We start from the raw sequence: 24,941 nt of genomic DNA on the forward strand, positions 1-24,941 counted from the left end.
ACCGTGAAGATCTGGCTCAGCGGGTCGTCCATCGCGTCGCGGATGTGCACCAGCCAGTACCGCGCTATTCCGCGTTGCGCGGCGACAGCCGCAGTGTGATCCGGTCGAACAGCTCCGTCAGCGGCTCGCCGACGTCCCGGCCGAACTCGGTCAGCCCGTAGGTGACCTGGGGCGGCGCCGTCGGCTCGACCTCCCGCCAGACCAGACCGTCCTGGACCAGCGCGCGCAGGGTCTGGGCGAGCATCTTCTCGCTGATGCCCTGGATGCTCTCGCGCAGCTCGTAGAACCGGAGGCTACCGCTCCGCAACGAGATCAATACCCAGATGCCCCACCTGCTGGTCACATGGTCGACCACATCGCGCGCGGGGCAGTCGGTGTGAAACACGTCATACCGCTTCCCGTCCTCACCCTCTCTGTGCTGCACGCTTCCCATCATGTAATGAGCTTACCTCAAGGTATATCCTTACCAAAAGTTAGCCCCGCTCTTAGCGTGAAGGCCACAACAGAGGACATCCGACAAGGAGCTGATCATGATCGTGGTGACCGGGGCTACCGGGAATATCGGCCGGCCGTTGACGCAGGCACTGGCCGAGGCGGGCCAGCAGGTGACGGCCGTGTCACGGCACACGGCGGCGGTACCGAACGGCGTCCGCCATGTGACGGCCGACCTGGCCAAGCCGGCCGGCCTCAGGCCTGCGCTGGCCGGGGCGAAGGCGTTGTTCCTGCTGCTGTCCGGCGACCTGCACGCCGCTGGAGCCAGCCCTGCCGACATCATCAGCGAAGCTGCGGTCAGCGGGGTCCGCCGGGTCGTCCTGCTCTCCACGCTGGGCGTGGTGACCAGGCCCTTCGGCCCGACGCGGATCGCGATGCGCGCGCTGGAGGACATCCTGCGGGAGTCCGGCCTGGAGTGGGCCATCCTGCGGCCGGGCGGTTTTGCCTCCAACGCTCTGTGGTGGGCCGAGTCCGTCCGCACACAACAGGTCGTCGCCGCGCCCTTCGGCGACGTCGGTGTGCCGATCATCGACCCGGCGGACATCGCCGCGGTCGCGGCAGCCTGCCTGCTGGATGACCGGCACACCGGCGGCGTCTACGAACTGACCGGCCCGGAGGTGATCACTCCGCGCCAGCAGGCGGAGGCCATCGCCGCCGCGCTGGGCTCGCCGGTGAGGTTCCACGAGCTCACCCGCGACGAGGCCAAGGCCGCCATGGCCCAGAGCATGCCGGCGGAGCTCGCCGACGACACTCTGGAAATCCTTGGTTCCCCGAGCCCGGCCGAGCTGCGCGTCAGCCCGGACGTCCAGCGGGTCCTCGGCCACGCCCCGCGCCCCTTCGCCGACTGGGCCGCCCGCAATGTCGCCGCGTTCCGCTGAGACTGGTCAGCGCCGCTGGAACTGCTCTTCGTGCCCGGCGATTCACTGCTGAAGTCGAGGAACCCAACCCGAAGTTGACGCCGACATGGCCCCTTGTCGGGCCGGAACCGGCGCTTCGGCCGCAGTGAATCGCCGTGCAGCCAACGCCGTTGGCCCTGCGGGCCTGAGGGCTGTCCCGTAGTCCCTGGTGGACCACCACGCGGCGTCAGATGCGGTGCGTCGCACGGCGGAGGAGCGTTCGCACACTGGACGTATTCGAGCGTTCCGACAACGCCGCGAGGCGCCGTATCTGCCGTCGCGTGGTCAGCCGGTCCAGGGCTGCCACCGGTCTTCCTGTGCCGGGTCGATACTGCTGAGCCACACCAGCGCCCCACCGATCAGCCCGGGCTTGTCCCCCGTGGCCAGGGCCGGGGCTTCGAGCATGTCGGCAACCTCTTCCAGATAGGTGACCAGGGTGTCGAGTACTTCACCGGGGCCTTCGTTGTAGCGGGACCACCGGCCCAGGTAACCGGTCTCGGCGTCCAGGTACAGGCCCGAGGTGCTGTCAGCCGGGCCCAAAGCGACAACCGGAATCCGGGTTGCCTTCCACAAGGTGATCCGCTCGTGCTCGGGGCGGTCGGTGTTGAAGGTGTCCTCGTGGGCCTGGGAGTCCATCTTCAGCCGGTAGGTGGCGGCCACGGCGTCCAGGGTCATCAGAGCCCTATTGCCTGGAAGACATCCCCAGCCATTGCCGCCGTCGTCGCCCGCGGTCAGCAGCCACAGGGCGTGCAGCTCGACGGGTATCCGGATGCCAAGGTCACCTTCCAGGGCAGCGATGGCGGTGGGGCCCGCGCCGGGGCGGAGTACGGCGTAGGAGTCGGGGGCGTTGTGCTTCAGCCAGCCGGTGATGCGCCGCCAGGCATCGGCGACCTCCCGTACGGTGATCGCGGCGATGACAGGGTCGGCCGGCTGGTCCTGGTCTCGGCCCTGCTGCTGGTCGTGCGCGTCCGTGGAGGGCTCGGTGGAGGGAGCCGCTCTCAGAAACCGAATCTCGATCCGGTCCGACTCGCGGATGTAGCCGACGGACAGGTCGGGGCAATCCTCGAACATGGCGCCGTCAACCATCACGGTCAGAATGCTGGGCAGCCCCGAGGGCCGGCCCATGTCAGGGTCGTCGGCCAGTCGGCCGGCCAGGACCTTCAGCGCGTAGGGAGCGCCTGCCCCCAACTGAGCGGCGATGTCACGTACGTCCGGCTGGATTTCTACCTTCACAGCCTGCTGCTCCTTGCTCGTCGGACGGACGACGGTGCCGCTCACACAGTAGAGACGTCCGAGGTCTTCATGCCCGGACTGGGCCAGCCCGCCACCAACCGCCTCCTCGCCGCCGGTGTACGCCCGAGCCTCGGTGTGGACACGGAGACGATCGTCAGCGGGGACATGTTCGGCGTCATGCGCGCCGCCCTCGCCTGTCAGCAGCTCGTCCTGGCCGGAGCGGCGGGCCCCATGGACCGGGCGCCCGGCCTGCCGGCCTTCGACGCGGCCGGCCTCCTCGCCTTCGCCACCATCGAGGGTGCCCGTGCCTGCGGTATCGACGACCGCACCGGCAGCCTGACCCCGGGCAAGGAGGCCGACATCATCATGATCCGCATGGACCGCGCGAACCTGCTGCCCGCGACGCGACGGACGTCGCCGCGTGGATCGTCGCGGCGGGTCACGCCGGAAACGTCGAACTGGTCGTCGTCGCGGGCCAGGTCCTCAAGGAGAACGGCGTGCTCAAGCGTGGAGAAGCCGTCTTCACCGACGCGGCGGCCTCACGGGACCGGCTGTTCGCACGCACCGGGCTCGCGCTGCCGGCCTGAGGCCCCGGTCCAGAAAGCACGGGTGCCCATCGGTGCGTCCTCTTGGTATTGCCCGCCTTCGTGCACACGCTGGACCTCGGCCACCTCCCGAGAGTGAGTAGATGCACCATGACCTCTGCCGACCGGACTCCGGCAGCGCCATCGGCACCGCGGATCCTCGTCCTGTTCGGCGCGACCGGTGACCTGTCCCGCCGCAAGCTCTTTCCCGGCCTCTACCGTCTTTTCCGTGCGGGAATGCTGCCCGCGCACTTCACGATCATCGGCTCGGGCCGGCACTCTCCGGGTACGGACGAGGAATTCCGCGGTCGATTGGCCGAGGCCGTACGCAAGTACGCCGCGGAGGCGTTCGACGAGGAGTCCTGGGCCGAATTCGCCGGCCACATCAGCTTCCAGACGTCGTCCGCCGAGAACGGTGAGAAGCTGGCGGCGGCCGTGCGGCGGGCCCAGCGGGAGGCCGGGAAATCAGCGCAGACTCTGATCTATCTGTCCGTCCCGCCCAGCACCATGAAGCCCATGATCCAGATGCTCGGCGCCACAGGCATCGCCGAAGACGCCTCCCTCATCATGGAGAAGCCTTTCGGCACGGACGAGGCGAGTGCGTGCGCTCTGAACGCCGCCATCCACGAGGTGGTACCGGAGGAGCGCGTCTTCCGCATCGACCACTTCCTCGGCAAAGAGCCGGCGCAGAACATCCTGGTGCTTCGCTTCGCCAACGGCCTGTTCGAGCCGGCATGGAACCGCAACCACATCGCGTATGTGCAGATCGATGTGCCGGAGCGCATCGGTATCGAGGGCCGCGCCGCGTTCATGGAGGGCACAGGAACCCTCCGTGACATGGTGTCCACCCATCTGTGCCAGATCCTCGGTTTCATCGCGCTGGAGCCGCCGGTGCGTATCGGCGCGCAGGAACTGCGGGCCGAGAAGTACAAGCTCTATCAGTCCCTGCGCCCTTTCGACCCGGACGAGGTCGTCTTCGGGCAGTACGAGGGTTATCGCGAAGAGGAGGGCGTCGACCCGCACTCGACGGTGGAGACCTTCGTCGCCGTCCGCGCCTGGGTGGACAACTGGCGCTGGCAGGGCGTGCCGTTCCTGCTGCGTACGGGCAAGTCGATGGCGGAGAACCGCCGGGTGGTGACCATCGGGTTCCGCGATCCGCCGCTGGCGTTGTTCGACTCGACCGCGTGCCGGCATCAGGGGCCCAATGAGCTCATCCTGGAACTCACCGACGAGCCCGAGGTGTCCGTGGCGCTGCGGGCCAAGAGGCCCGGACCCGATCTGGTCGTCTGCGACGCGCGAATGGATCTCCGGTTCGACCAGGCGTTCCCGGGCGTGCAGCCGCTGGAGGCGTACGAGAAGCTGCTGCTGGACGCCATGCACGGAGACCAGACGCTCTTCACCGGAGCGAATGAGATCGAACGCCTCTGGCAGGTGTGCGATCCCGTACTGCGCGACCGTCCCGAACCACTTCCCTACGCGCCGGGATCCTGGGGGCCGGAAGCGGCGTCGCGTCTGGCCGGTGCGCGCGGCTGGCGGCTTTCCGGGAGCTGACGCGCCGCTCGCGTCGGCGTCGGCGGCCCGGGTCTGCCACTGGCGGGCCCGGGCCCGCCGCTGCCTGCGTGCCCGCTCCCGCCGTGGACGGGACAGGCCTCAGGCTTCGATCAGGCCGACGCGGATGGCGTAGCGGGTGAGTTCCAACCGGTCCTTGAGATCGAGCTTCTGGAGCAGGTTGGCGCGATGGCGTTCGACGGTTTTGACGCTGATGACGAGGATGTCGGCGATCTCCTGTGAGCTGTGGCCTTCGGCGACGAGTTTGAGGATCTCTTCCTCGCGGTCGGTGATGGCCTTGGCGGGGACGGCGCCGCCCTGCCGGGTGCGGTCGAGGTATTTGCGGATGAGGGCGTTGACAGCGCCGGGATAGAGGAAGGGTTCGCCCCGCATGGTCGCGCGGCAGGCTTCGATGAGGTCGCGGTCGGCGACGGATTTGAGGACGTAGCCGGAGGCTCCGACGCTGAGAGCTTCGAAGAAGAACTGCTCGTTGTCGTACATGGTCAGCATGAGGATGCGCAGGCCTGGCTGGACGCGGGAGAGCTCGCGGGCCGCCTGGAGGCCGGTCAGGCGGGGCATGGCGATATCAAGGATGGCCAGATCGGGATGGTGGGCGCGGGCCTGGTCGATCGCTTCGGCCCCGTCGCCGGCTTCGGCGACGACGGTCAGGTCGGGTTCGTTGTCGAGGATGAGACGGACACCACGGCGGACCAGGGCGTGGTCGTCGGCGAGCAGGATGCGGGTGGGTGTCGCCCGGGACATGGTCAGGTTCTCCCTTCACCGATGGGTACGGTCAGGCGCACTTCCGTGCCGCCGTGAGCGCCGGGGCCGAGGGTCAGATCGGCGCCGATGAGCAGGGCGCGTTCGCGCATGCCGCGAATCCCGGAGCCTTCGGCGGCGCGGCCGAGGCCATGGCCGTCGTCGCGGACGCGCAGTTCCACTCCGGTCGCGGTGCGGTGGAGTGTGAGGTCGGCGCGGCGGGCGCCGGAGTGGCGCGCTGTGTTGGTGAGGCTCTCCTGGGCCACGCGATAGACAACGAGTTCGGTGTCCTGACCCATCGGCGGCAGGTCTCCGGCGATGTGCCGGTGCACGGTGAGTCCGGGGGCGGAGATCTCGGTGGTGAGCGCTTTGAGGGCGCTGGCCAGGCCGAGTTCTTCCAGGACGCCGGGACGCAGCCGGCGCGCGATGCGGCGGATCTCGTCCAGGCTGGCACGCGTGGTCTCCTGGGCCTGCCGGAGTTCGTCGCCGACAGGGGGCAAAGCGTGGTCGGCGACGCGTTTGAGTTCGAGCAGTACGGCGGTGAGGGTCTGGCCGATCTCGTCGTGGAGTTCCTGGGCGATACGACGGCGTTCGGCTTCCTGGGCGGCCAGAGCACGGGCGGCACTGGTGGCGCGCTCGGCTTCCAGGCGGTCGAGCATGGTGTTGAAGGTGGTGATCAGTTCGGCGATCTCGCGCTGGCCGCCGGCCTCGGGGCGTGGCCCGGGACGCAGCAGATCGGTGGTAGTCATGGCGCGGGTGAGCCGTTGCAGCGGGGCGAGTGCGATCCGGAGCAGGACGGCGTCCGCGACCAGCATGGCGGCCAGTCCGGCGACGAGGACGGCGACCTCGGTGAGCAGGACAGGGGTGGAGACGGTGACAGGGCCCAGCAGCAGCGCGGTGGCCACGATCAGCACGAGTGCGTTCAGCAGGAAGAGCCGCCAGAACAAGGACACCGCGCCGCCTCCCTTCAGTGCGCCTCACCACCCACTATGGCCGGTGTGGCCGGAAGAACGGCGCAGGTGCCCCGTCGGGGTGCCGGTGGACCGGCGTCGGTCCGGCTCGGCGGTGCGCCGAGACCCATCGGTGCCCACACCCATGCCCGGCGGTCGCCCACGGGTGCGCCACCGCGAGAAATGGGTGTCAGTGCCGATACCGGGCGCACCGGGACCGGGAGAGGGTGGAGACGTCACGATCCAGCCTGATCCTGGGAGGGAAGATGACCGACGGCAACGACAAGTCCTTGGCCGGACTCGAAGAGCGGATGAAGCCGGACGACGCGCGATACGCCCGTGCTTCGGATTCCCGGCGCCCGCCTCGGCCGCGCGGAAACCGGCACGGGCCGGCCTGGATCGTCATGTCCATGGCGGTCGCGCTTCTGGTCACGGGCATGATGCTGCCGAATGGTCTGCTCATCGCGGCGGCTCTGGTCCTGGCGGGCGTGGGTGGCCATCTTTTCGAACACCGTGGCGCGGTCAGGCACCGGCCGTATCGCGGATGACGTCCGCCACTGATCCGTACGTACGGCGCCGGACGTCGGTCGGTCAGAGTCCGCTGCCGTTGACCCGCTGGTTTTCCTTCTGGTGGTGTACCGGGATGTGCGGACCGTGGAGGTGCAGCCGGGACGGAGCACGTTCGATGACCAGCAGAGCGGCGTCGTCGGCGAGGTGCTTGCCGGTGTGAGCGAGCAGATCCTCGTGGATATGGCGCAACAGGGCTTCGGGGCCGCACATCGGGAAGGAGGCGAGCCGTTCCGCGAGCGGATAGAAGACTCCGGCCGGAGAACGGGCCTCGACGACCCCGTCGGTGTAGAGCAGCAGGGCGTCGCCGGCCTCAAAGGTGAACGCGTCGGTGCGGTGAGTCGTTTCAAACGGTTCGCACACGCCCAGCGGCGGCGCCGGCGAGTGGGAATGCAGAACCTGGACATCGTGTCCATGCAACAGCAGTGGCGGTGGATGACCGCAGTTGACCATCTCGGCCCGTGAGTCGTGGTCCGGGATGTCGAGCGTGAGTGCGGTGATGAAGTGCTCGCCGTGATCGTGCTCGATCTCGGCGACCTCCTCGATGCTCCGGCTGACACTCTCTTCGAGGGCCGTCACCAGCGCGGGCAGGGTGGCGCACCGGTGAGCGCCCTCGCGAAAGGCGCCCAGCACCACCGACGCCTCGCCGATGGCGTCCAGGCCCTTGCCCCGTACATCGCCGATGATCGCCCGGCTGCCGTGCGCGATGCGGGCGACCCCGAACAGATCACCACCGATCTGGGCCTCGTCCTCGGCAGCCAGATAGAGCCAGGCCACGCACAGCGGCCCCACCCGCCGGGGCGGCGGGCGCAGCAGCACCCGCTGCGCCGTCTCAGCGACCGAACGCACCCGGCTCAGCTCCTGGCCACGTTGTTCCCGCACCAGACAGACCAAGGTCACCACAGTGGAGAGAATGGTCAGCGCGATGATCTGCGCGATGTGATTGGTCGTGTTCAGACCGCCGTGGAGCCCGGCGATCAGTATCTCGGCCGACACCGCCAGTGCCCCGATCAGAGAGGTGAGGCGCGGGCCCGCGAAGGAGACGGTGAGTGCGGGCGCGACCACCAGCAGCGGCCCGAGATGGATGTCCACCGGCATGTGTATGTCCACAATGGTGATCACCACGATGAGCGTGATCGGAATCGCCACCAGCCCACGCCCGAGTGGGTGCTCCAGGAGGCGCTCCGCGCACAAACGTTGAATATTCATTTGCCCGACTTACCCACTTATAGGCGTTCCATGCAGTCGACTGGATCCTGTAGCTGAATCCTGTCGACTGGATCCAGTCGACACGGCCCGACCAGCCATGCGCGACAGCGGACCGAAACCCGACCTCACCGCGACCCTCCCGGACCCGCACTCCGGTCGTCGGCCGCGTCTCATCTATCTAGTTAGTCGGCTATGCTTGCGAAATGATTCGAGACGCGCAAGCCACGAAGCGGCGACTTGTCGAAGCAGCGGCCGAAGAGTTCTCGGCGTATGGCATCGCCGGGGCGCGTGTCGACAGGATTGCCGCGGCTTCACGCAGCAACAAGGCGCAGATCTATCATTATTTCGGCAGCAAGGAACGTCTCTTCGACGCCGTTATGACCTCGGTTGTGTCCGAGACCGCGGGCAAGATCCCCATCGACGTCGATGATCTGCCGGGATACGCCGGCCGGCTCTTCGACTGCTACGAGGACAGTCCGCGCATCGCCAGGCTCGCCACGTGGTACCGCCTGGAACGGACCCTTGGCCCCAACCAGATCGACGTGCTGTCGGACACCATTCGGGACGAGCTCGATCAGATCCGCCGAGCTCAGGAGGCAGGTACGCTCCCGTCGAGCTACCGGCCCGCTGATCTGCTGAACCTGGTGCTTCATCTCTCGTTTCTCTGGGCCTTCGTGTTTCCTGAGCTTCAGGGGCAGTTCGCGCGGACCTCTCGCAGTCATCGCCGCCGCGTACTCACCGACGCGGTGAAGGCTCTGTTGACGCAGGACGGCACCGAGGATCACTGACCGCGTTCGCTGCCGGAAGCCGGGATACCGAAACTCAGATCCCGGCGGGAAAAGCCGATGTCATTGACACCGGCGAGAGTGAAGGCGACACGGACCCGGACGATCTCCTGGAACGAACGGCCGGGTCTCACTCGCCCGCGATCACGCGTCCGAAGCCGTACGGCCCACTGTCGTACCGCCCTCCGGTACGGGCCGGGACCATCCGATGCCGACCGCCTCGCCGGACGGCCGGTCGAGGCCGCGGCCTTCGGAGGATCGCGGGCCCGGCGGCGCGGCGAGAAGTGCGGCGACGGAGTCGGTGACGAGCTTGCGGCGTTGGTCTCTGCTGCCCTTCCCGGCCACGTAGTGATATTCGGGCGTCTGCGCCGTCCAGGTCGCGGCGAGGGTGAGCACCAACGTGAGCAGCTCCGTCGCGGTGAAGCGGTCGGGGACAAGACCGCTCTTCTGTGCCCTCTCGATGGCGTCGATCTTGTCGAGGCTTGAGCTGATGATGGACTGGATGGGCTGATGCCGCTCGGCGCGCTCCAGCCGGTACCAGGCCGCCAGCCGGGAGACTTCCGGCAGTTCCTCGTAGCCGTCGAAGAGCCGGCCCGCGTATCCGGGCAGGTCGCCGGGGTCCATGAGGATCTCCTGGGTGGCTTTGACGACAAGCGCCTCGAAGACGGCGTCGAAGAGCGCCTCCTTGCTTCCGAAATAGTGGTAGATCTGGGCCTTGTTGGACCGGGCCGCATTGGCGATGCGCTCCACCCGCCCACCGGCGATGCCATGGGCCGCGAACTCCTGCGTCGCGGCCTTGATGAGTCTCTCCCGTGTTGCCTGCGCGTTCCCTGCCATGACACCACACTACCTAGCTAACCGGGTAGTTGACAATTGACGCAGGGCTCTCCCTTTTCGGACTAACCAGATAGTCACTGAGCCCCACCTGGCCAGATGCTCCGACCAACCGTGTAGTTGAAAAGCCCGTACGGCGTTGACAGCGGCGCCGACCCGTGGTTTCCAGAACGCACGCTCCCGGGACCACCGGCGGCCCGCGGCAAGCGCGCTCCTCGGGGGCGTGCCGGGTCAGCGGACCTGATAGCGCGTGATCATGCCTTCGTCCATATGGTCGTCGACATGGCAGTGGTACAGCCAGATGCCACGGTTGTCGGGCCGCATGTCCGCGGTGACCATGGTCGCGGGCAGCAGATTGATGACATCGGTGCGCTGTTTGGCGACCTGCACGGTGTTGCCGTGCCAGTGCGGAGTGTGCTGGTCCTGTTCGCTGCCCATGGCGAACGCGTACCAGCGCACCCGGTCGCCCTTGGCCATGGTCATGGCGGTGTGGGTGTTGTCCGTCCCGGCGGGCCCGTTGCCCCAAAGGAAGCCGTTGACAGAGGACTTGACGTTGCTGTCCTGGAAGACCGCGTCGTTCGGGTCGGGGTGCTGGCCGGGAGCGAAGCGTGCGACATTGCGGCGGAAATAGGGACTGTCGTTCTCGTTGAACAGGGTGAAGAAGGTGAAGAACTCGTGGTCCACATCGGCCGGGCCGCCGTCCGCTCTGGCGGCGCCTCGCCGGGTGATCACGAGCGGGCCGACCAGACCGGCCTGGGTGCCGGGGACGCCCATGTCCACGGCGTGGTCGTGGTAGAGCCACACCAGCGAGGAGGGATCGTCGGGTCCCGGCCCCGACCGCTCGGGCACCTGCCACGTATACGTGTAGGTCTTGCCCGGGGCGATGGCGTCGTCGGCCTTGTCGGCGCCGGAGGTACCGTCGTCGCCCGGAGTGCCTTCGTTGGCCTTGGTGTAGAACACACCGTGCGGGTGCACCGACACCGGAAAGATGGCGTTGTTCCGGAACACCACGCGGATCGTGTCACCAACCTCGGCCCGGATCACCGGCCCGAGAATACCCAGGTGCGCCTCCCGCACCGGCCGCTTGACCAGCGTCGTGAAGGAGCCGTCGGTGTACTGCCGGTACTGCGCCTTCTCATACCGAGGACCCAGCCGGCCGGGTCCGGCGACGGTCCACCGGTGCTCCTTGCTGGTGAACGCCGCCCCTGAGATCAGGTTCCGCCCCTGCGGGACATAGTTCCAGGTCACTGTGTCCGCCGCGATGTAATACGTACGCACCCGATTCCGCGCGACGGGTCCCGGTGCGCCATCCGGGCTCCCGCAACCGGCCACGGCGGGCGCCGCCGCCAGCGCCGCGCCCCACATCAGCACGCGACGCCGGGACGCCTCGCCGCCTGCCGGACCAGTTACCGCCATCTGACGACCTCCCGTGCGGGACCGCTGCTTCTCCGGGCGACGGCCCGTGCCTCAAGCGCCTTTCTGGCTGCTTATGGGCGACACATTAAGTCGACGGTGGTCAGCGCGCCCGCGCTTGCACCGCCCATGGTGCGGCCGGCGGATGCGCTCAGTGCCGGTGCCCGTCGGCCTCTTCGGTGTCCGACGGCTTGCCGGCCTCGGATTCACCAGGCTGCGCGGTCGCTCCGGCTCGTACGGTGAAGGCCGCGGTACGCACCGTCCCGTTGTGTTTGAAGTCGAGGAAGAGACGGTACGTGCCGGCGCTGGGAGCCGTGGCGGTGAAGGAGACATCCGGGCCCGGCTTCGTCCTGCCGTCGTCCGGTCCGCCGTTGGGGTGGACGTGCAGATAGGCCAGGTCTCCCGAGCGCAGTGCCACGAGATGGCCGTACGCGCCGAGGTAGGGCTCCAGATCGTCGACCGGACGGCCGGCCCTGGTGACCGTCAGGGTCAAGGTGCCCGCTTCTCCCGGGCGCAGTGGGCCTTTGAGGCTCACGGTGTAGTCGTCGACGCCGGCGGTCGCGGCGGCTGCCGGAAGCGGGGCCGGCTGATAGGCGCCGGAGACGGCGAGGTCCGCTCCCAGAGTGAGGTTCTTCGCTCCTTCGGCGGCGGGCGTGAAGTCGGCGAAGAGCCGGTAGCCGCCGGCCGCCGGCAGGTTGGCCGGTGTGCTCCAGGTGCCGTCGGCGGCCCGCGTGGGATGCAGATGGCGGTAGGTGGCCAGGTCCTTGGAGGCGAGGATCAGATGCAGCTCCTCGCCGTGCTCGCGCCGGTAGGCGGTGACCTGACGGCCCGCGCTGTCGCGGACGGTGAAGCGCAGTTCGGTGGTTCGGGCCGCTGGGACGACGGGGGTCCTGAGGTCGAGTGTGTAGCCGTGCTCCGAGATCTGGAGCCCGCCCGCGGAGGCGTCGTGACCACCGCCCTGAGTCTGTCCGCCTCGCTCGGACGCGCCGCGGTGTTCGGAGTGGGCCGCCGGTGCCGGATCCGCGACAGGGCCGACGACATCTCCGACGCCGTACGCGGCTCCGAAGGACGCCGCGAGCACGGCGGCGAACGCGGTGATCCTCAATGTGCTCTCCATGCTGGTTCCCTCAGATCTTCCGTACGGCAGGCTTCGCTCACCTTCAACCTACATACCCTAAGGGGGTATGCGCAACGCGCACTGGGCCGAGTCCGGCCGCTCGGTGTCGGCACCGGCGGACGGCACGGCGCGGCGGCCAGGTGAGCCGCCGCGCCGCGCCGTCCGCCGCGCCCGCCGGTCGCTACCGCGTCCGGTAGGCGTCGAGAATCGTCTGCGAGAAGACGGCCCGCCGGCGGTCCACGACCTCGGCCTTGAAGGAGACCGTGCCTCCGGCGGCCGGATTCACCACCGTCACACTGCCGTCCCGCACCACCAGGCGCGACCAGGTCGTCCCTCGGTCATAGGACGCGTACACCGTCAGCGACTTCAGATCCCGGCCGGCGGCCGAGCCCCGCACGGTGACCGGCACACTCTGCCGGGCGCCTGCCACCGCTGTGGAGTCGGAGGCCAGTCGCGGTGTGTAGCGCACCACGCTCGCCGGGACGGCGGTGGCCTTCGTGGTGCGGCCCGAGGTGAACTCCGCCGACCAGGTCACCTCCGTACTGACCGCCGCCACACCGGATTCGGCCCGGCTGACAGTGGTGACGAGCCGGTAGCGCGCCCTGGCGCCGGGCAGGTCGAAGGCGGCGGAGTCCAGTCCGCCCTCCACCGTGGCGAATTCCTCGCCGTCGCGGTACAGCGTGGTGGAGGCGGAAGCCGTGTCGTACAGGCTTTCGCCGCCATGTCCCGCGCCGTCCGCGAAGGGGCTGATCGAGCCGGTCAGCCGGTCACCGTCTCTGCTGAGTCCCGCGCCCGCGTCCGCGCCCAGGGCCGGTCCGAAGACGCCGCTGTTGAAGTCCTCGGTGTACTCCCGTCCGCCGTGGTACGTCCGGACCGGCAGCCGGTACTCCGCCTCGACGGTCCTGCCTCTCATCTGCTGGAAGGTCCGCTGCCAACTCTGGCCGCCCTGGACATAGGTGGTGACCGTCCCCGGCAGAGCGGTGAAGGAGTAGGCGGAGACCGCGGCGCCGGGAGTACTGACGATCTGGCCGGAGCGTCCGCCGACCGAGGCACCCTGGTGCGAGGTGATCCGCGCGAACTCTCCGCGCCGCGGACGGAGAGTGCGGCCGGTGTAGAAGCCGTCCTTGACGGTGTCGGCGAGCAGATACTGCGCGCTGGCCGACTCGAAGGTGGCGACGATGTGCGAGGACACCGTGCCACGCGCCGGCGGCGGGCCCACCTGCTGGGTGCGGAAGCCCTCCGTCAGTGTGCCGATGTACAGAGCGATCGGGCCGGGTGCGCCGTCGGGTGTGATGGTCACGAATCCGGACGAGTACGAGGCGTCCGGGTCCGGTGCCGCCAGGTCGATCAGTTTGGTCTTCCGTGCGTCGACCGGGAGTGTTGTGTCCTTGTCGAGCAGGAGCCGGGGTGCGGCGACGAAGTCGTCACCGATGTAGTAGAGCTCCGGGCTCAGCAGCGGCACTTCGCCGAGGACGGTGTAGTGGGCGCGCGGCAGCCGGAGTTGAGCCGTCCCGTGGTCACCGGAGACGGCGACCATGGTGTCCGCGTCCAGGTTGTAGATGAATCCGGACCAGTCGCCGTCGGCCGGTGCGGAGCCGTCACGTGCGGTCGCGCGGAGTGTGAGGTCGTACATCTCACCCTCCAGGTTGAGCGCGCCCGCGGTACGGACGCTCTGCTTGCCGGCGCTCGCGGTGACGGCCAGGCTGTAGACGCCGAGTGCCGTACCGCCCAGTCTGGCGTCCGCCGTCACATCGACGGACGCGGTGCCGCCCGCCGGCACTGTCACACGGGACGCGCCGAGTGTGAAGAAGCCGTCCGGCGCGGGCGTTCCCGACGGTCCGGTGGCGGTGGCGGACAGGTCCAGTGTGATCGCCGCGCCACCGCTGTTGCGGTAGCTGAGGGTCTTGGTGATCGGCTGGTCGTCGTCGTGCGGCCACGCCGGTGCTCCGAAGCTCAGCGAGGCCGGCTCCGCGACGACGTTCTGGGCGACGGCCCGGGTCAGATCGACCCGGCCGCTCCCTTGCTCGACGGCGCTGTAAGGACCGGGCCTCGCGGACCCGACGAGCGCCTCCTTGAGCCGCGTACCGCTCCAGTCCGGATGCTGTTGCGAGAGAAGCGCCGCGGCGCCCGCCACATGCGGAGTGGCCATCGAGGTGCCGGAGATCGTGAGGTAGCCGGGCGCCGGATGCGGTGTCGCCGGGCTGGTGTCGATACGGCTCCCGGCCGCCGCCGCCGCGGTGATGTCCACGCCGGGCGCGGTCAGATCGGGCTTGAGACCACTGTCGCCCGCACGTGGTCCACGGGAGGAGAAGCTCGCGAGCGCGTCCTGCTTGTCGACGGCCCCGACGGTGAGCGCGCTCTGCGCGGTGCCCGGAGAGCCCAGCGTGCCCGCGCCCGGTCCGTCGTTGCCCGCGGCGATCACGAACAGGGCCCGGTCCGAGAGCTTGTTGACGGTCTCCTCCAGCGGATCGTCACCAGGAGTGTCGCCGCCGCCGAGAGAGAGATTGACGATCGTGGCGCCCTGCTCGACCGCCCACTCCATGCCCGCCATGATCGAGGACTCGGTACCGGCGCCGCCGTCGTTGAGCACCTTGCCACTGATCAGTTCGACGCCGGGCGCGACCCCTTTGTACTTCCCTCCGGAAGCGGCACCGGTGCCGGCGATGGTGGACGCGACATGGGTTCCATGGCCGAAGTGGTCGGTCGCATCAGGGCTGTTGGTGAAGTTCTCCTCGGCGACCACCTGGGACGCCAGATCGGCGTGGCGAGTGTCCACGCCGGTGTCCAGCACGGCGACCCGCACACCCTCGCCGTCATATCCGGCGTGCCAGGCGTCCGGTGCCCCTATCTGCGCCACACTGACATCGAGGGACGCCTTGACCAGGCCGTCGAGGCGGATGGAGCGCACTCCGGAGGCGAGCCGATGGCCCTGCGCGGAGCCGGTCGTGAGGGAGGTCCACACCGCGGCGGCGCTCGCTCCGCGTACGGTCAGTGCCTCGCCGCCGACCGAGCCGATCTCGGCGCGTACAGTCGTGCCGGGCTGGGCACGCAAGGTGTCACGCGTGGCGGAGCGCGATCCCGAGCCGGTGTAGGTGACGATCAACGGGATCCCGTCACCGGTGAGTTCGCGGTATTCGGGGCGGCTCAGCTCGGTCACATCGAACAGCCGTATGTCGAGCTTGCCGGTGGCGATCATCCCGGCGGCGTCCGAGGGCAGCACGTAAGTGTGCCCCTTGACCTCCCGGATCTGGACCGGGACGGACTGGCGGCCCTTGGCGGGCCGTAGTTGTAAGACCTTGTCCCGGCCGTCCAGGAGGACCTGGTCACCGGTGATCAGGGTAACTGTCCTGGCCGGACCGGCGGTTGTCTTCACCGCGGGACCGGCGCCGCGCTCCTGCGCGGCGGACGGCAGCGCCGTCATCCCGGTGGTCGCCAGTATCAGCGCCGCGGCGCCGGCCATGACGGCGGCCGTCGTCGTTCTCTTCGATCCGCGCAAGATGCCCCCCATGCCTGTCCGGGAGGCCTGCCGCCCGCCCGTGACGTGGACACGCTAAGAGGACCTTGATCGCTGCGTCAATCGGATGATTCCACGCATACACACCATGGGGGCACGACTGTCTCCGACCTTCCCCATGGTGTTCGGCGCATCGCTCGGGCCGAGCCCGGAACGCCGGCAACCGGCCGCGCGTGGTTGCCGGACGTCCCACTGGCGGACATCCCACCTGGCCGTCTCATCCGGCCGGATGTCTCATCTGGTTGAAGCCCTCGTCACCGGCCCGGTGCCGGGATGATCGTCAGGGCGGAGGAGCGCGCTGCTCGTTGTCCATGTGCACCGGCGGGGCGCGCGGCCCGGTACACCCGCCGAATGCGTCCCGTCCCGGGAGGCATCATCGGATGCTCTCCGGCGGAGGCGCCGGCCGGAACGCCGACTGAGATCTCCAGCGGTCGGCTGGAGCAACTCCGCTACGTGGACGGGCGGTTGTCAGGATGAACGTCGCCGGTCGGATCTCTCGCGGCCCGGATCCGTCAGTCGTCGCAGTACGGCACGTACGACAGGTTCTGGACGTAACGGGCCGCGACATAGCCGGGCGCTCCGTCCGCGAGCAGGTACCAGAGGTTGTTGCCGTTCACATTCTGTCCCCTGACCTTGCAGTCCAGGGCAACGATCGCGCCCGGCCGGAGTCCGCCCAGGGACGGGGAGTTCGTGGTCGGGTCCTCACGGATGTTCAGTGTGATCCTTGAGACCACCTTTCCCTTGGGAAGAGCCGGCCAGGAGGCTGAGGCGGTGGCTTCGGGAGTGGTGGCATTGGCCGGAGTGGCGGCCAGGACTCCGGAACCAGCGACCACGAGTACGGCGAAGGTTGTGGTGACTCGACGCTTGATGCCCAGCTTGTGCATGATTTCCTCCCTTGTCGGGGTCACTTTTATGACATGCCGGGCGGCATGGTGACCAGACGCAGGAAGAACCGTCACTCGGACGAGATGCCAAACGTGAACAGGAGTGCGCGTCTTCGTACGAAAAGCAGACACGATGTCGTACGCGCCGTCACTCACCTCCATCCTGGCCGGAATCAATTCCCGTGCGACGAGCTTCCGTTCGAGCCGGCGCTGTGCGCGGTCCCACCGGACCGCGTGGACGGCGGCTGTCAGCCCTCCGCACCCGGACTGTCGTCCTTCGCGTCCTGGGCGGCCGCCGTCGCCCGGGTCCGCCTACAGATGACCAGGGCCGCCCCGACCGCGCTCCCCGCGAGCGCCACGGGAACCATCCAGGGCCGGTCGAGGCGGTAGCAGGTGACATGGTCGAGCGAGTAGCGGCCCGCGCCCATGACCGCGAGGGAAGCAGCGGTCCAGCCGAGCAGGGCCGGATACTCGACGCCGCCCGACTGGTTGAAGAAACCGTTGGGAACGTGCACCGAGGCAGCCGTCGCCATCTCGCCCACCACCGCCGCTCCCGCCGCCGGGGTGGCCAGGCCCAGGGCCAGCAGCGTCCCGCCGCCGGCCTCGGCGAGCCCGGCGGCGACCGCGCTGGCTCTGCCGGGACGGAAGCCCATGGCCTCCATGCCCTGGGCGGTCCCTTCGATGCCCGCGCCGCCGAACCACCCGAACAGTTTCTGGGTGCCGTGCGCGGCGAGTACCGCTCCGGTGCCGAGCCGCAGGGCGAGCAGGCCGAGGTCGCGTCGGTTCTGACAGATCATCGCGGGCTCCGGATGTCGGGGACGAGGGCGTACCCCTCCACTCTCGGCGGCCCGGAGGCCGAGAGGGCAGCGATGCTGGGCCGTACGGGTGATCCGCCGGTGACGGCCCGGACACCGCGCGGGACACCGGCGTGCGCCCCGACGTGACGTACCGGATCAGACCAGCGGAAAGTGGCAGGCGACCTGGTGCCCCGCGCCCGCCGGGACGCTCGCCGGCGGTTCGGTCTCGGCGCAGATGTCCTGTGCGAGCGGACAGCGCGTACGGAACCGGCAGCCGGACGGCGGGTGCGCCGCGGACGGCGTCTCGCCGCCGAGCGGCGCGCGGACGGGGCCGGCCCGGTCCGGTTCCGGGACATTGACGGTGTCGAGGAGACCACGGGTGTACGGGTGCAGTGGACCGGCGTAGATCCGCTCGGCCGGGCCGGCCTCGACGAGCTTGCCGAGGTACATCACACCGACCGTGTCGGCGAGATGGCGGACGACGGCCAGATCGTGCGAGATGAGGAGATATGTCAGACCGAGGTCCCGCTGGAGATCCCGCATGAGGTTGAGGATCTGTGCCTGGACGGAGACATCGAGCGCGGAGACCGGCTCGTCGGCGACGATCAGCTCCGGCGAGAGCGTCAACGCGCGCGCCAGGCCGAGCCGCTGTCGCTGGCCTCCCGAAAACTCGTGCGGATAGCGTTCGACCGCGCCGCGCGGCAGACCGACCGCGTCGAGCAGCTCTCCGACGGTACGGTCCTGCTCCGCGCGGTCGCCCACTCCCTGGATGACCAGTGGCTCGCGCAGAATGGTTCCGACGCGCATACGCGGGTCCATGGCGGCGGTGGAGTCCTGGAACATCAGCTGTATCTTCCGGCGGTGGGCACGGCGCCGGCCACGGTCCATTCCCGCCAGGTCCCGGCCTTCGAACGCGATCGAGCCGGAGGTGGGAGTTTCGAGTCCCGCGACAAGCCGCCCGAGGGTGGTCTTGCCACAGCCGGACTCGCCGACCATGCCGAAGGTCTCGCCCTTCCTGACCGTCAAGGTGACCCCGCCGACGGCGCTGACCGTGCCGCGACCGCGGGAGAACGGACCGCCGGTCAGCGGAAAATCCTTACGGAGATCGGTGATCTCCAGCAGCGCCGCGCCGGACGGTACGACGACCGCCGGCCGGACGGCGGCGGACGGCGCGTCCTCGCGCTCCGCGCCGCTGTCCTCGGGCACGGGATGGAAGCAGGCAAACCGGTGGTCTCCGTCGCTCAGCGCGGGCTCTTGCGAGCGGCACATCTCGGTGGCGTACGAGCAGCGCGCGGCGAAGCGGCAGCCGTGCTGAGGAACGGCGAGGTTGGGCGGCAGCCCGGGGATGGTGCGCAGTTCGGTGGCGCCGGCGAGGGCCTTCTCCGGAAGTGCGGCGAACAGTGCCTCGGTGTAGCGGTGCCGGGGTCGTGCGAAGAGATCCCGTACGCCGGACGTCTCGGCGACCTTGCCCGCGTACATCACGGCGACCCGGTCGACGCGGTTGGCGATGACGCCGAGGTCATGGGTGACAAGGATCATCGCCATGCCGAGGCGGGAGCGCAGATCGCCGATGAGTTCGAGTATCTGGTGCTGTGTCGTCACATCGAGGGCGGTGGTGGGTTCGTCGGCGATCAGGAGCTTCGGCTCGCAGACCAGCGCCATGGCGATGGCCACTCGCTGGCGCATACCGCCGGAGAGCTGGTGCGGATAGTTCCTCATCCGCTCCGCCGGTCGCGGCATCCCGACGAGTCCGAGCATCTCCTCCGCTCTGGCCCATGCCTCCCGTTTGGTCACGTCGCGGTGGAGCAGCAGAGGCTCGGCGACCTGGGCGCCGATGGTCATGGTCGGATTGAGCGAGGTCAGCGGATCCTGGAAGACCATGCCGATGGTGTCGCCGCGGACATCACGCAGAAGGCGTTCGCCTCCGGCGGCGAGATCCCGCCCGTCGAAGAGGATCCGGCCCGCCGTGACGACGCCACCGGCCGGAAGCAGGCCGAGGACGCTGAGTGCGGTCATCGTCTTTCCGCAGCCGGACTCGCCGACCACACCGAGGGCTTCGCCCGGGGCCAGATCGAGGCTGATTCCGTCGAGTGCGTGGACGGTGCGGTCGCGGGTCGCTATGTCGACGTGGAGATCGTCGATCCGGAGCAGCGGATCGGTCATGGATGGTTCCTCCGGACGGTGCGGCGGTTAAAGGGCGGGCAGGCGGGAGCTACTTCTTCTGGAGCCGCACTTCGAAGGCGTCCCGGAGGCCGTCACCGATGAAGTTGAAGGCGCCGACGACCAGCACGATGGCGATGCCCGGCGGGAAGATCAGCCACCAGTAGCCGTTCTGGGTGTAGGTGATGCCGGCGGAGAGCATCGAGCCCCAGTCGGTGGCGGGCGGCGGGACGCTGAGGCCGAGGAACGCCAGATAGCTGACGTAGAGGATGGCGTCGGCTATCTGGAAGGTGCAGTTGACGATGACCGTGCCGATGGCGTTGGGCACGATGTGCCGGAACACGGCGCGGACGCCGCCGCCGCCCATCATCCGCATCGCCTGGACGTACTCGCGGTCGCGCAGGGCGAGCGCCTCGCCGCGGACCAGCCGGGCCGGTGACAGCCAGGCCACCGCCGCGATGATCATGACAAGGACGCCCTCGCTGGGCGTGATGATCGCCGCGACGACCACCAGCAGGAACATCGCGGGAATGGCGAGCACGGCATCGGTGACACGCATCATCACCGCGTCGGTCCAGCCGCCGAAGTAGCCGGAGACGGCGCCCCAGACCGTACCGAAGAGCGTGGCCAGCAGCCCGGCGGCGAGGCCGACTTCCAGCGAGGACCGGCCGGCCGTCATCAGTCGGCCGAGCAGGTCGTAGCCGAGGTCGGTGGTGCCGAGGAGATGCCCCGGGCTGCCGGGCGGCAGGTTGGCCCGGGACAGGTCGGTGTGGACCTGGTCGGTGGGATGGATCAGCGGGCCGAGGTAGCAGAAGGCCAGCAGCAGTACGAGCACGATCACACCGGTGAGGGCCAGTTTGTTGCCGGTGAAGACCCGGAGAGTGCGGCGGGCGAGGGAGGGAGTGGCGAGGTCGGCGTCCTCGTGGCCGGGCGCCACGACAGCGGCGGTGCTCATGAGACGCTCCGGATCCGTGGGTCGAGAACGGCGTAGACGATGTCGGTCAGAAGCGATCCGACGACGGTGGCGACGCCGACGACCAGCGTCACACCGAGCAGGACGGGAAAGTCGGAGCCCTGCGCGGCGTTCCAGAACAGCAGGCCCATTCCCGGGTAGTTGAACATCGCCTCGACGACCAGCGCGCCGCTGAACAGCGTCGGCAGATACAGGCCGAGGAGTGTGACGAGCGGGATGAGCGCGTTGCGCAGGACATGCTTCACGAGGATCCGCCGGCGGGACTGGCCCTTGGCCGTCGCGGTGCGTACGTACTCCTCGGTGAGGTTGTCGAGAGTGGCGGAGCGCATGTAGCGGCTGAACATCGCGATGATGCCGAGTGCCATGGTGACGATGGGCAGCACCATGCCGGAGAACCCACTGAAGAGGGATGAGACGGACTCTCCTTGCGGTGCCTCGGCGGGGAACAGCGGCAGTGTCTGGCTGAAGACGATGATGAGGATCAGTCCGAGGAAGAAAACCGGGGTGGCGTAGGCGAGAAAGGCCGCGCCGGTGAGCAGATAGTCGGTCGTCTTCCCACGGCGCACGGCCTGCACCAGGCCGAGCGGGATCGCGATGATCACGGCGAGCAGGGTGGCGAGCGCGGTGAGTACCAGCGTCTTGGGCAGCCGCTGGACCAGCAGATCGGCCACCGGCTGGTTGAGCTTGTAGGACTCTCCCAGGTCGCCGGTGAGCAGGCGTTTGAGATAGGCGAGATATTGCAGGGGCAGGGACTGGTTGTAGCCCTGTACGTCATTGAAGTGCGCGATCTGCTGCGGAGTGCCCTTGGGCCCGAGGATGGCGCGGGCGGGTCCGCCGGGCAGCAGATGGAGCAGGACGAAGACGATGACCGACACCAGGAAGAGGACGACCACCGCCTGGAGCAGGCGTTTGACGAGAAAGCCGGTCACTGATCGGCTCCCTTCTTGACGTAGTACCAGTCCTGAGGAGCGATGGTGACGGTCGGGTTCTGGTCGACGCCGCGCAGGTCGTTGCGGATGACGGAGACCTGGTAGGCGGGGTTGGGCATCCACATGACGGGCAGTTGCCGGGCGAGATATTCGCCGTACGCGTGTGTGGCGTTGGGGTCCGCCGAGTACTGCACGGCGCGGATGAGCCGGTCCGCCTTCGGGTCGGAGTAGTTGCCGAAGTTGGCCGAGGCTCCGGTGGAGAAGAGCTGTTCACCGCTCGGGTTGAGCGGGTAGTACCAGCTTCCGGCCGTTCCGAAGAACGACATGTCCCATGCGCAGCCGGGCTCTCCCGCCTTGCAGGGCACGGAGTTGCCGAGGACGGAATTGAGCGGCTGCTGACGTATCGTCAGGTCGATACCGGCCTTGCTGAGGGAGGATTTCAGCTCCTGCATCATGTTTGTCGTCTCGGTGGAGCCCGACTGCGAGAGCAGTGTGAGTTGGAGCGGCGCGTTCTTCCGGATGCCGGCTCCGCACTCACCGGCGCCGGTACCGGGACGTACACAACGGGCCTCACCGTCGCGGATGCTCCAGCCGTGTCCGGTCAGCAGTGTCCGGGCCCTGCTCACGGAGTACGGATACTGGTTCCGTTCCATGGCCTCGGAGAGGTACTGCGTCTTCGGCGTGGCGGGCACGGGGCCGAGCGTCGGATCGGCGCTGCCCTGCCAGACGACATCGCTCATGGCCCGCTGGTCGACGAGGTGCTGCATGGCCTGGCGTATGTAGAGCTGCCTCATCTCCGGGCCCGCGTGCGAGGAGTTGAAGTTGTAGACGATATAAGTGACCGCCCAGCCCTCCCACGGGTCGACGCGGTAGCCGCGGCTCTCGAACTTCGCCTTCTGCGCCAGCACGGAGGGCGGGATGTAGCCGTAGTCGACCCCGCCGGAACGCAGCACATTGAATTCGGAGTCGGCGGTGGTGAAGGGCTTGAGGACGACCTGGTCGAGATACGGCCGGTCGTCGCCGGTGTACTTGGGGTTCGGTACGAGGGAGACCTGGCCGGAGTCCCGCCATTCGGCTATCTTCCAGGGGCCGTTGACGGTTTTCCAGAGCGGGTCCGTGGCATAGGAGCCAAGGCTCTTGGAGTGCCGGGTCAGCCGGGCGAACACGGCCTTGGCTCCGGCGGTGGTGCGGTCCCAGTCACCGGTCTTCCCGCCGTCGCTCTTCGCGTCCCAGGCGGCCTGCGGCAGCGCGCGCATCAGTGTGAGCTGGTTGGCGGTGAACCAGTCGGGGTTGTACGCGCGGTCCAGCCGCAGCCGTACGGTGTGCGCGTCGACGGTCTCGAAGCGCTTGACGTTGTCGGGCATGGTGCCGACCGAGTAGTTGCCCCAGTCCGCCTTGTTGGCCTTCACCAGGTTGAACCAGAACTCGATGTCCCGTGACGTCACCGGCCGTCCGTCGGACCAGGTGATGTCCTCGCGCAGCGGGACGGTGACGGTCTTGTTGCCGTCGCTGTAGACGGGCTTGCCGCCAAGGGTGTTGGGGCCGGTGGTGGTGAGCGCGCCGTCCCGCTTCACCGCGTCGTACACCGGCAGGTAGAGCAGCGACTGGATCGCGTAGTTGTAGGCGGCGCCGTAGCCGGGCGCGCCGATGGGGAAGATCCAGTTGGGGGTCGCGGCCGGCGGCAGGGCCATGGTCGCGGTGCCGCCGCGCACGGGGACACCGCCGGTGGGAGCCATGTCGATCCGGCCGCCGTCCTGCGTACAGCCGGCCAGCACCGCGACGAGCACTGCCCCGGTGACCGCCGCGGCGAGTGCGCGAAGCCGCGCGGGTGAGCGCCCTGGGCGCATGGGTGGGCCTCCATCGGTCCGGCGGAGAGCCGACACGGCGATCGGCCCGAGACGCCTGAAAGTTAGGACCGACAAGAAAAGTAAGTCAAGGGCCACAGCCGGGAGTCCGACCCTCCCGGACAGGGAAAATGCCAGTATCAAAGACAATTGTCCGATCGCTTTGACAAAGACTTTCCCTGCACCTCTGGCGGAAGTCGCGACGAGATCGCTAACTTACATCGAGGAAACGCGAACTTAATTCGACAGTTCGAAGCAAGGCAAGGGATTGAGATGACGGACAGCGCCTCGGCCAAGGACATCCTGCGCCTGGTGTCCTCCGGCGTGGCGGCCTCCCGGGCCGATCTTGTACGGGAACTGGGTCTGGCCGCGTCGACGGTCTCGCTGCGCGTACAGGAACTCGTCGCGGCCGGACTGCTCACGGAGTCGGGCGAGGGCGTCTCCCGTGGCGGCCGCCGGCCTCGGCTGCTGCGGGTCACTCGGCACGACGGCGTGGCCCTCGCCGCCGATCTCGGCTCCCACCACGGCCGGATGGCCGCCGTCGGACTCGACGGCACGGTCATGGACGCCGCCGAACACAGCCACGACCTCACCGCCGGTCCCGAACCGGCCGTCGACTGGCTCGTCGACAGGCTCACCGCGCTCGCCGAGCGCCAGCGCGAGGCGGGCCGCACCGTCACAGGCGTCGGTGTCGCCTTTCCCGGCCCTGTCGATGTGGCCTCCGGTCGTGTGCTGGCTCCTTCCCGGATGCCCGGCTGGCACCGGTTCCCGCTCCGCGAGGTCCTCACGGAGCGCCTCGGGCTGCCCGTCACCGTCGACAACGACGCCACTCTGATGGCCGTCGGCGAACACTTGACGGTGCGTCAGAATCTGGACCATCTGGTGGTCGTGAAGATCGGCCGGGGCATCGGCTGCGGTGTCATCTCGGCGGGCCGCGCACACCGTGGCGCCAACGGCTGCGCCGGTGACATCAGTCATGTACGCGTGGACGCCGCTCAGGAACGTCCGTGCAGTTGCGGCAATATCGGCTGTCTGGAGACGGTCGCCAGCGGCGCGGCGCTGCAACGCGAACTCGCCCTGCACGGACCGACGGTGGACGGCACGGCCGATCTGCTGCGCCTGGTGTCCGACGGCGATCCGTACGCGACCACACTGGTCCGGGCCGCCGGCCGGCACATCGGCACGGTGCTGAGCGTCGTCGTCAACTTCTTCAATCCGCAGGCGGTCGTCCTCGGCGGCGCCCTGGCCGCCGCTGAACCACTCGTCGCCTCGGTGCGAGGCGTCCTCTACGAACGCTGTCTGCCGATGGCCACAGCGGGTCTTGAGATCACCACCACCGTCACGGGACCCGACGCGGGGCTGCTGGGCGCGGGACTGACCGTGCTGCGCGAGACACTCCCGCACCCGGAAGCCTCCTGAGCCTTCGGCCGTACACCCACAACCCGTCCTCGAC

At 68.7% G+C, this 24,941-nt stretch carries 21 protein-coding genes and 1 pseudogene; 6 read left to right on the forward strand and 16 right to left on the reverse strand.

The features are described 5' to 3' along the window. Positions 1-64: 64 nt before the first annotated feature. Positions 65-436: a helix-turn-helix domain-containing protein gene (locus PV679_RS24120; RefSeq protein WP_319682470.1), complete on the reverse strand. Its 372-nt coding sequence runs from the start codon at positions 434-436 to the stop codon at positions 65-67. A gap of 94 nt (positions 437-530) precedes the next feature. On the opposite strand from PV679_RS24120, the gene PV679_RS24125 reads away from it, so the two are divergent. Further along, on the forward strand, positions 531-1,370 hold the full coding sequence (locus tag PV679_RS24125) for an SDR family oxidoreductase (RefSeq protein WP_319682471.1): 840 nt from the start codon (positions 531-533) through the stop codon (positions 1,368-1,370). A 303-nt stretch (positions 1,371-1,673) separates the two neighbouring features. Here the strand turns inward: PV679_RS24125 and PV679_RS24130 are convergent, their stop codons facing one another. After that, positions 1,674-2,621, reverse strand: coding sequence for a hypothetical protein (locus PV679_RS24130; protein ID WP_319682472.1), 948 nt, complete (start codon positions 2,619-2,621; stop codon positions 1,674-1,676). Between the two features lie 69 nt (positions 2,622-2,690). On the opposite strand from PV679_RS24130, the pseudogene PV679_RS24135 reads away from it, so the two are divergent. Both PV679_RS24135 and zwf read left to right on the forward strand, forming a co-directional pair. Then, positions 2,691-2,939 (forward strand): annotated as a pseudogene (locus PV679_RS24135) (cytosine deaminase); the annotation flags it as partial. A 377-nt stretch (positions 2,940-3,316) separates the two neighbouring features. After that, positions 3,317-4,756, forward strand: a complete 1,440-nt coding sequence (zwf, locus tag PV679_RS24140; protein WP_319682473.1) for a glucose-6-phosphate dehydrogenase — start codon at positions 3,317-3,319, stop codon at positions 4,754-4,756. A 99-nt stretch (positions 4,757-4,855) separates the two neighbouring features. On the opposite strand, the gene PV679_RS24145 is transcribed toward zwf, so the two are convergent. Both PV679_RS24145 and PV679_RS24150 read right to left on the reverse strand, forming a co-directional pair. Then, entirely contained in the window at positions 4,856-5,515 is a 660-nt protein-coding gene (locus PV679_RS24145; RefSeq protein ID WP_319682474.1) for a response regulator transcription factor, read from the reverse strand. A gap of 2 nt (positions 5,516-5,517) precedes the next feature. Further along, complete coding sequence (locus PV679_RS24150; RefSeq protein WP_319682475.1) at positions 5,518-6,465, reverse strand: HAMP domain-containing sensor histidine kinase; 948 nt, start codon at positions 6,463-6,465, stop codon at positions 5,518-5,520. 263 nt (positions 6,466-6,728) lie between these two features. Between PV679_RS24150 and PV679_RS24155 the strand changes: the two genes are divergently transcribed. After that, positions 6,729-7,010: a DUF3040 domain-containing protein gene (locus tag PV679_RS24155; protein ID WP_319682476.1), complete on the forward strand. Its 282-nt coding sequence runs from the start codon at positions 6,729-6,731 to the stop codon at positions 7,008-7,010. Positions 7,011-7,053: 43 nt separating this feature from the next. On the opposite strand, the gene PV679_RS24160 is transcribed toward PV679_RS24155, so the two are convergent. Next, positions 7,054-8,238 carry a PP2C family protein-serine/threonine phosphatase gene (locus PV679_RS24160; RefSeq protein ID WP_319682477.1) on the reverse strand — a complete coding sequence of 395 codons (1,185 nt, stop codon included), beginning with the start codon at positions 8,236-8,238 and terminating at the stop codon, positions 7,054-7,056. 203 nt (positions 8,239-8,441) lie between these two features. Between PV679_RS24160 and PV679_RS24165 the strand changes: the two genes are divergently transcribed. Then, entirely contained in the window at positions 8,442-9,026 is a 585-nt protein-coding gene (locus tag PV679_RS24165) for a TetR family transcriptional regulator (RefSeq protein ID WP_319682478.1), read from the forward strand. Here PV679_RS24165 and PV679_RS24170 read toward each other — a convergent pair. The 11 genes from PV679_RS24170 to PV679_RS24220 all read right to left on the reverse strand — a co-directional run bounded on the left by PV679_RS24170 (position 9,020) and on the right by PV679_RS24220 (position 23,491). Then, the gene (locus PV679_RS24170) at positions 9,020-9,157 is read right to left on the reverse strand and encodes a hypothetical protein (protein WP_319682479.1); all 138 of its coding nucleotides are present in this window, start codon (positions 9,155-9,157) and stop codon (positions 9,020-9,022) included. The genes PV679_RS24165 and PV679_RS24170 overlap by 7 nt on opposite strands. A 10-nt stretch (positions 9,158-9,167) precedes the next feature. Further along, positions 9,168-9,860 (reverse strand): TetR family transcriptional regulator, encoded by a 693-nt coding sequence (locus PV679_RS24175; protein ID WP_319682480.1) that lies wholly within the window; start codon positions 9,858-9,860, stop codon positions 9,168-9,170. Positions 9,861-10,088: 228 nt separating this feature from the next. Beyond that, the gene (locus tag PV679_RS24180) at positions 10,089-11,273 is read right to left on the reverse strand and encodes a multicopper oxidase domain-containing protein (protein ID WP_319682481.1); all 1,185 of its coding nucleotides are present in this window, start codon (positions 11,271-11,273) and stop codon (positions 10,089-10,091) included. A gap of 148 nt (positions 11,274-11,421) precedes the next feature. Then, entirely contained in the window at positions 11,422-12,387 is a 966-nt protein-coding gene (locus tag PV679_RS24185; RefSeq protein ID WP_319682482.1) for a hypothetical protein, read from the reverse strand. A gap of 181 nt (positions 12,388-12,568) precedes the next feature. Next, a complete protein-coding gene (locus PV679_RS24190; protein WP_319682483.1) occupies positions 12,569-15,883 on the reverse strand; it encodes a S8 family peptidase in 3,315 nt (1,104 codons plus the stop codon). A 530-nt stretch (positions 15,884-16,413) separates the two neighbouring features. Beyond that, the gene (locus tag PV679_RS24195; RefSeq protein WP_319682484.1) at positions 16,414-16,785 is read right to left on the reverse strand and encodes an SH3 domain-containing protein; all 372 of its coding nucleotides are present in this window, start codon (positions 16,783-16,785) and stop codon (positions 16,414-16,416) included. A gap of 248 nt (positions 16,786-17,033) precedes the next feature. Further along, positions 17,034-17,582, reverse strand: coding sequence for a DoxX family protein (locus PV679_RS24200; protein ID WP_319682485.1), 549 nt, complete (start codon positions 17,580-17,582; stop codon positions 17,034-17,036). Positions 17,583-17,738: 156 nt separating this feature from the next. Beyond that, entirely contained in the window at positions 17,739-19,745 is a 2,007-nt protein-coding gene (locus PV679_RS24205) for an ABC transporter ATP-binding protein (protein WP_319682486.1), read from the reverse strand. A gap of 49 nt (positions 19,746-19,794) precedes the next feature. Further along, positions 19,795-20,697 carry an ABC transporter permease gene (locus tag PV679_RS24210; RefSeq protein WP_319682487.1) on the reverse strand — a complete coding sequence of 301 codons (903 nt, stop codon included), beginning with the start codon at positions 20,695-20,697 and terminating at the stop codon, positions 19,795-19,797. After that, positions 20,694-21,644, reverse strand: a complete 951-nt coding sequence (locus PV679_RS24215) for an ABC transporter permease (RefSeq protein ID WP_319682488.1) — start codon at positions 21,642-21,644, stop codon at positions 20,694-20,696. The genes PV679_RS24210 and PV679_RS24215 overlap by 4 nt, the downstream gene beginning before the upstream one ends. After that, positions 21,641-23,491 carry a peptide ABC transporter substrate-binding protein gene (locus tag PV679_RS24220; RefSeq protein WP_319682489.1) on the reverse strand — a complete coding sequence of 617 codons (1,851 nt, stop codon included), beginning with the start codon at positions 23,489-23,491 and terminating at the stop codon, positions 21,641-21,643. Before PV679_RS24220 ends, PV679_RS24215 begins: the two co-directional genes overlap by 4 nt. A gap of 270 nt (positions 23,492-23,761) precedes the next feature. Between PV679_RS24220 and PV679_RS24225 the strand changes: the two genes are divergently transcribed. Further along, entirely contained in the window at positions 23,762-24,907 is a 1,146-nt protein-coding gene (locus PV679_RS24225) for an ROK family transcriptional regulator (RefSeq protein WP_319682490.1), read from the forward strand. Positions 24,908-24,941 lie beyond the last annotated feature (34 nt).

The organism is Streptomyces sp. AK02-01A (assembly GCF_033795305.1).
Taxonomy (GTDB): domain Bacteria; phylum Actinomycetota; class Actinomycetes; order Streptomycetales; family Streptomycetaceae; genus Streptomyces.

Excerpts from the sequence above, each read along its gene's own strand:
- PV679_RS24120 (WP_319682470.1), bottom strand. The coding sequence starts at position 436 with ATGATGGGAAGCGTGCAGCACAGAGAGGGTGAGGACGGGAAGCGGTAT.
- PV679_RS24125 (WP_319682471.1), top strand. The coding sequence starts at position 531 with ATGATCGTGGTGACCGGGGCTACCGGGAATATCGGCCGGCCGTTGACG.
- zwf (WP_319682473.1), top strand. The coding sequence starts at position 3,317 with ATGACCTCTGCCGACCGGACTCCGGCAGCGCCATCGGCACCGCGGATC.
- PV679_RS24145 (WP_319682474.1), bottom strand. The coding sequence starts at position 5,515 with ATGTCCCGGGCGACACCCACCCGCATCCTGCTCGCCGACGACCACGCC.
- PV679_RS24155 (WP_319682476.1), top strand. The coding sequence starts at position 6,729 with ATGACCGACGGCAACGACAAGTCCTTGGCCGGACTCGAAGAGCGGATG.
- PV679_RS24160 (WP_319682477.1), bottom strand. The coding sequence starts at position 8,238 with ATGAATATTCAACGTTTGTGCGCGGAGCGCCTCCTGGAGCACCCACTC.
- PV679_RS24165 (WP_319682478.1), top strand. The coding sequence starts at position 8,442 with ATGATTCGAGACGCGCAAGCCACGAAGCGGCGACTTGTCGAAGCAGCG.
- PV679_RS24175 (WP_319682480.1), bottom strand. The coding sequence starts at position 9,860 with ATGGCAGGGAACGCGCAGGCAACACGGGAGAGACTCATCAAGGCCGCG.
- PV679_RS24180 (WP_319682481.1), bottom strand. The coding sequence starts at position 11,273 with ATGGCGGTAACTGGTCCGGCAGGCGGCGAGGCGTCCCGGCGTCGCGTG.
- PV679_RS24185 (WP_319682482.1), bottom strand. The coding sequence starts at position 12,387 with ATGGAGAGCACATTGAGGATCACCGCGTTCGCCGCCGTGCTCGCGGCG.
- PV679_RS24195 (WP_319682484.1), bottom strand. The coding sequence starts at position 16,785 with ATGCACAAGCTGGGCATCAAGCGTCGAGTCACCACAACCTTCGCCGTA.
- PV679_RS24200 (WP_319682485.1), bottom strand. The coding sequence starts at position 17,582 with ATGATCTGTCAGAACCGACGCGACCTCGGCCTGCTCGCCCTGCGGCTC.
- PV679_RS24205 (WP_319682486.1), bottom strand. The coding sequence starts at position 19,745 with ATGACCGATCCGCTGCTCCGGATCGACGATCTCCACGTCGACATAGCG.
- PV679_RS24210 (WP_319682487.1), bottom strand. The coding sequence starts at position 20,697 with ATGAGCACCGCCGCTGTCGTGGCGCCCGGCCACGAGGACGCCGACCTC.
- PV679_RS24220 (WP_319682489.1), bottom strand. The coding sequence starts at position 23,491 with ATGCGCCCAGGGCGCTCACCCGCGCGGCTTCGCGCACTCGCCGCGGCG.
- PV679_RS24225 (WP_319682490.1), top strand. The coding sequence starts at position 23,762 with ATGACGGACAGCGCCTCGGCCAAGGACATCCTGCGCCTGGTGTCCTCC.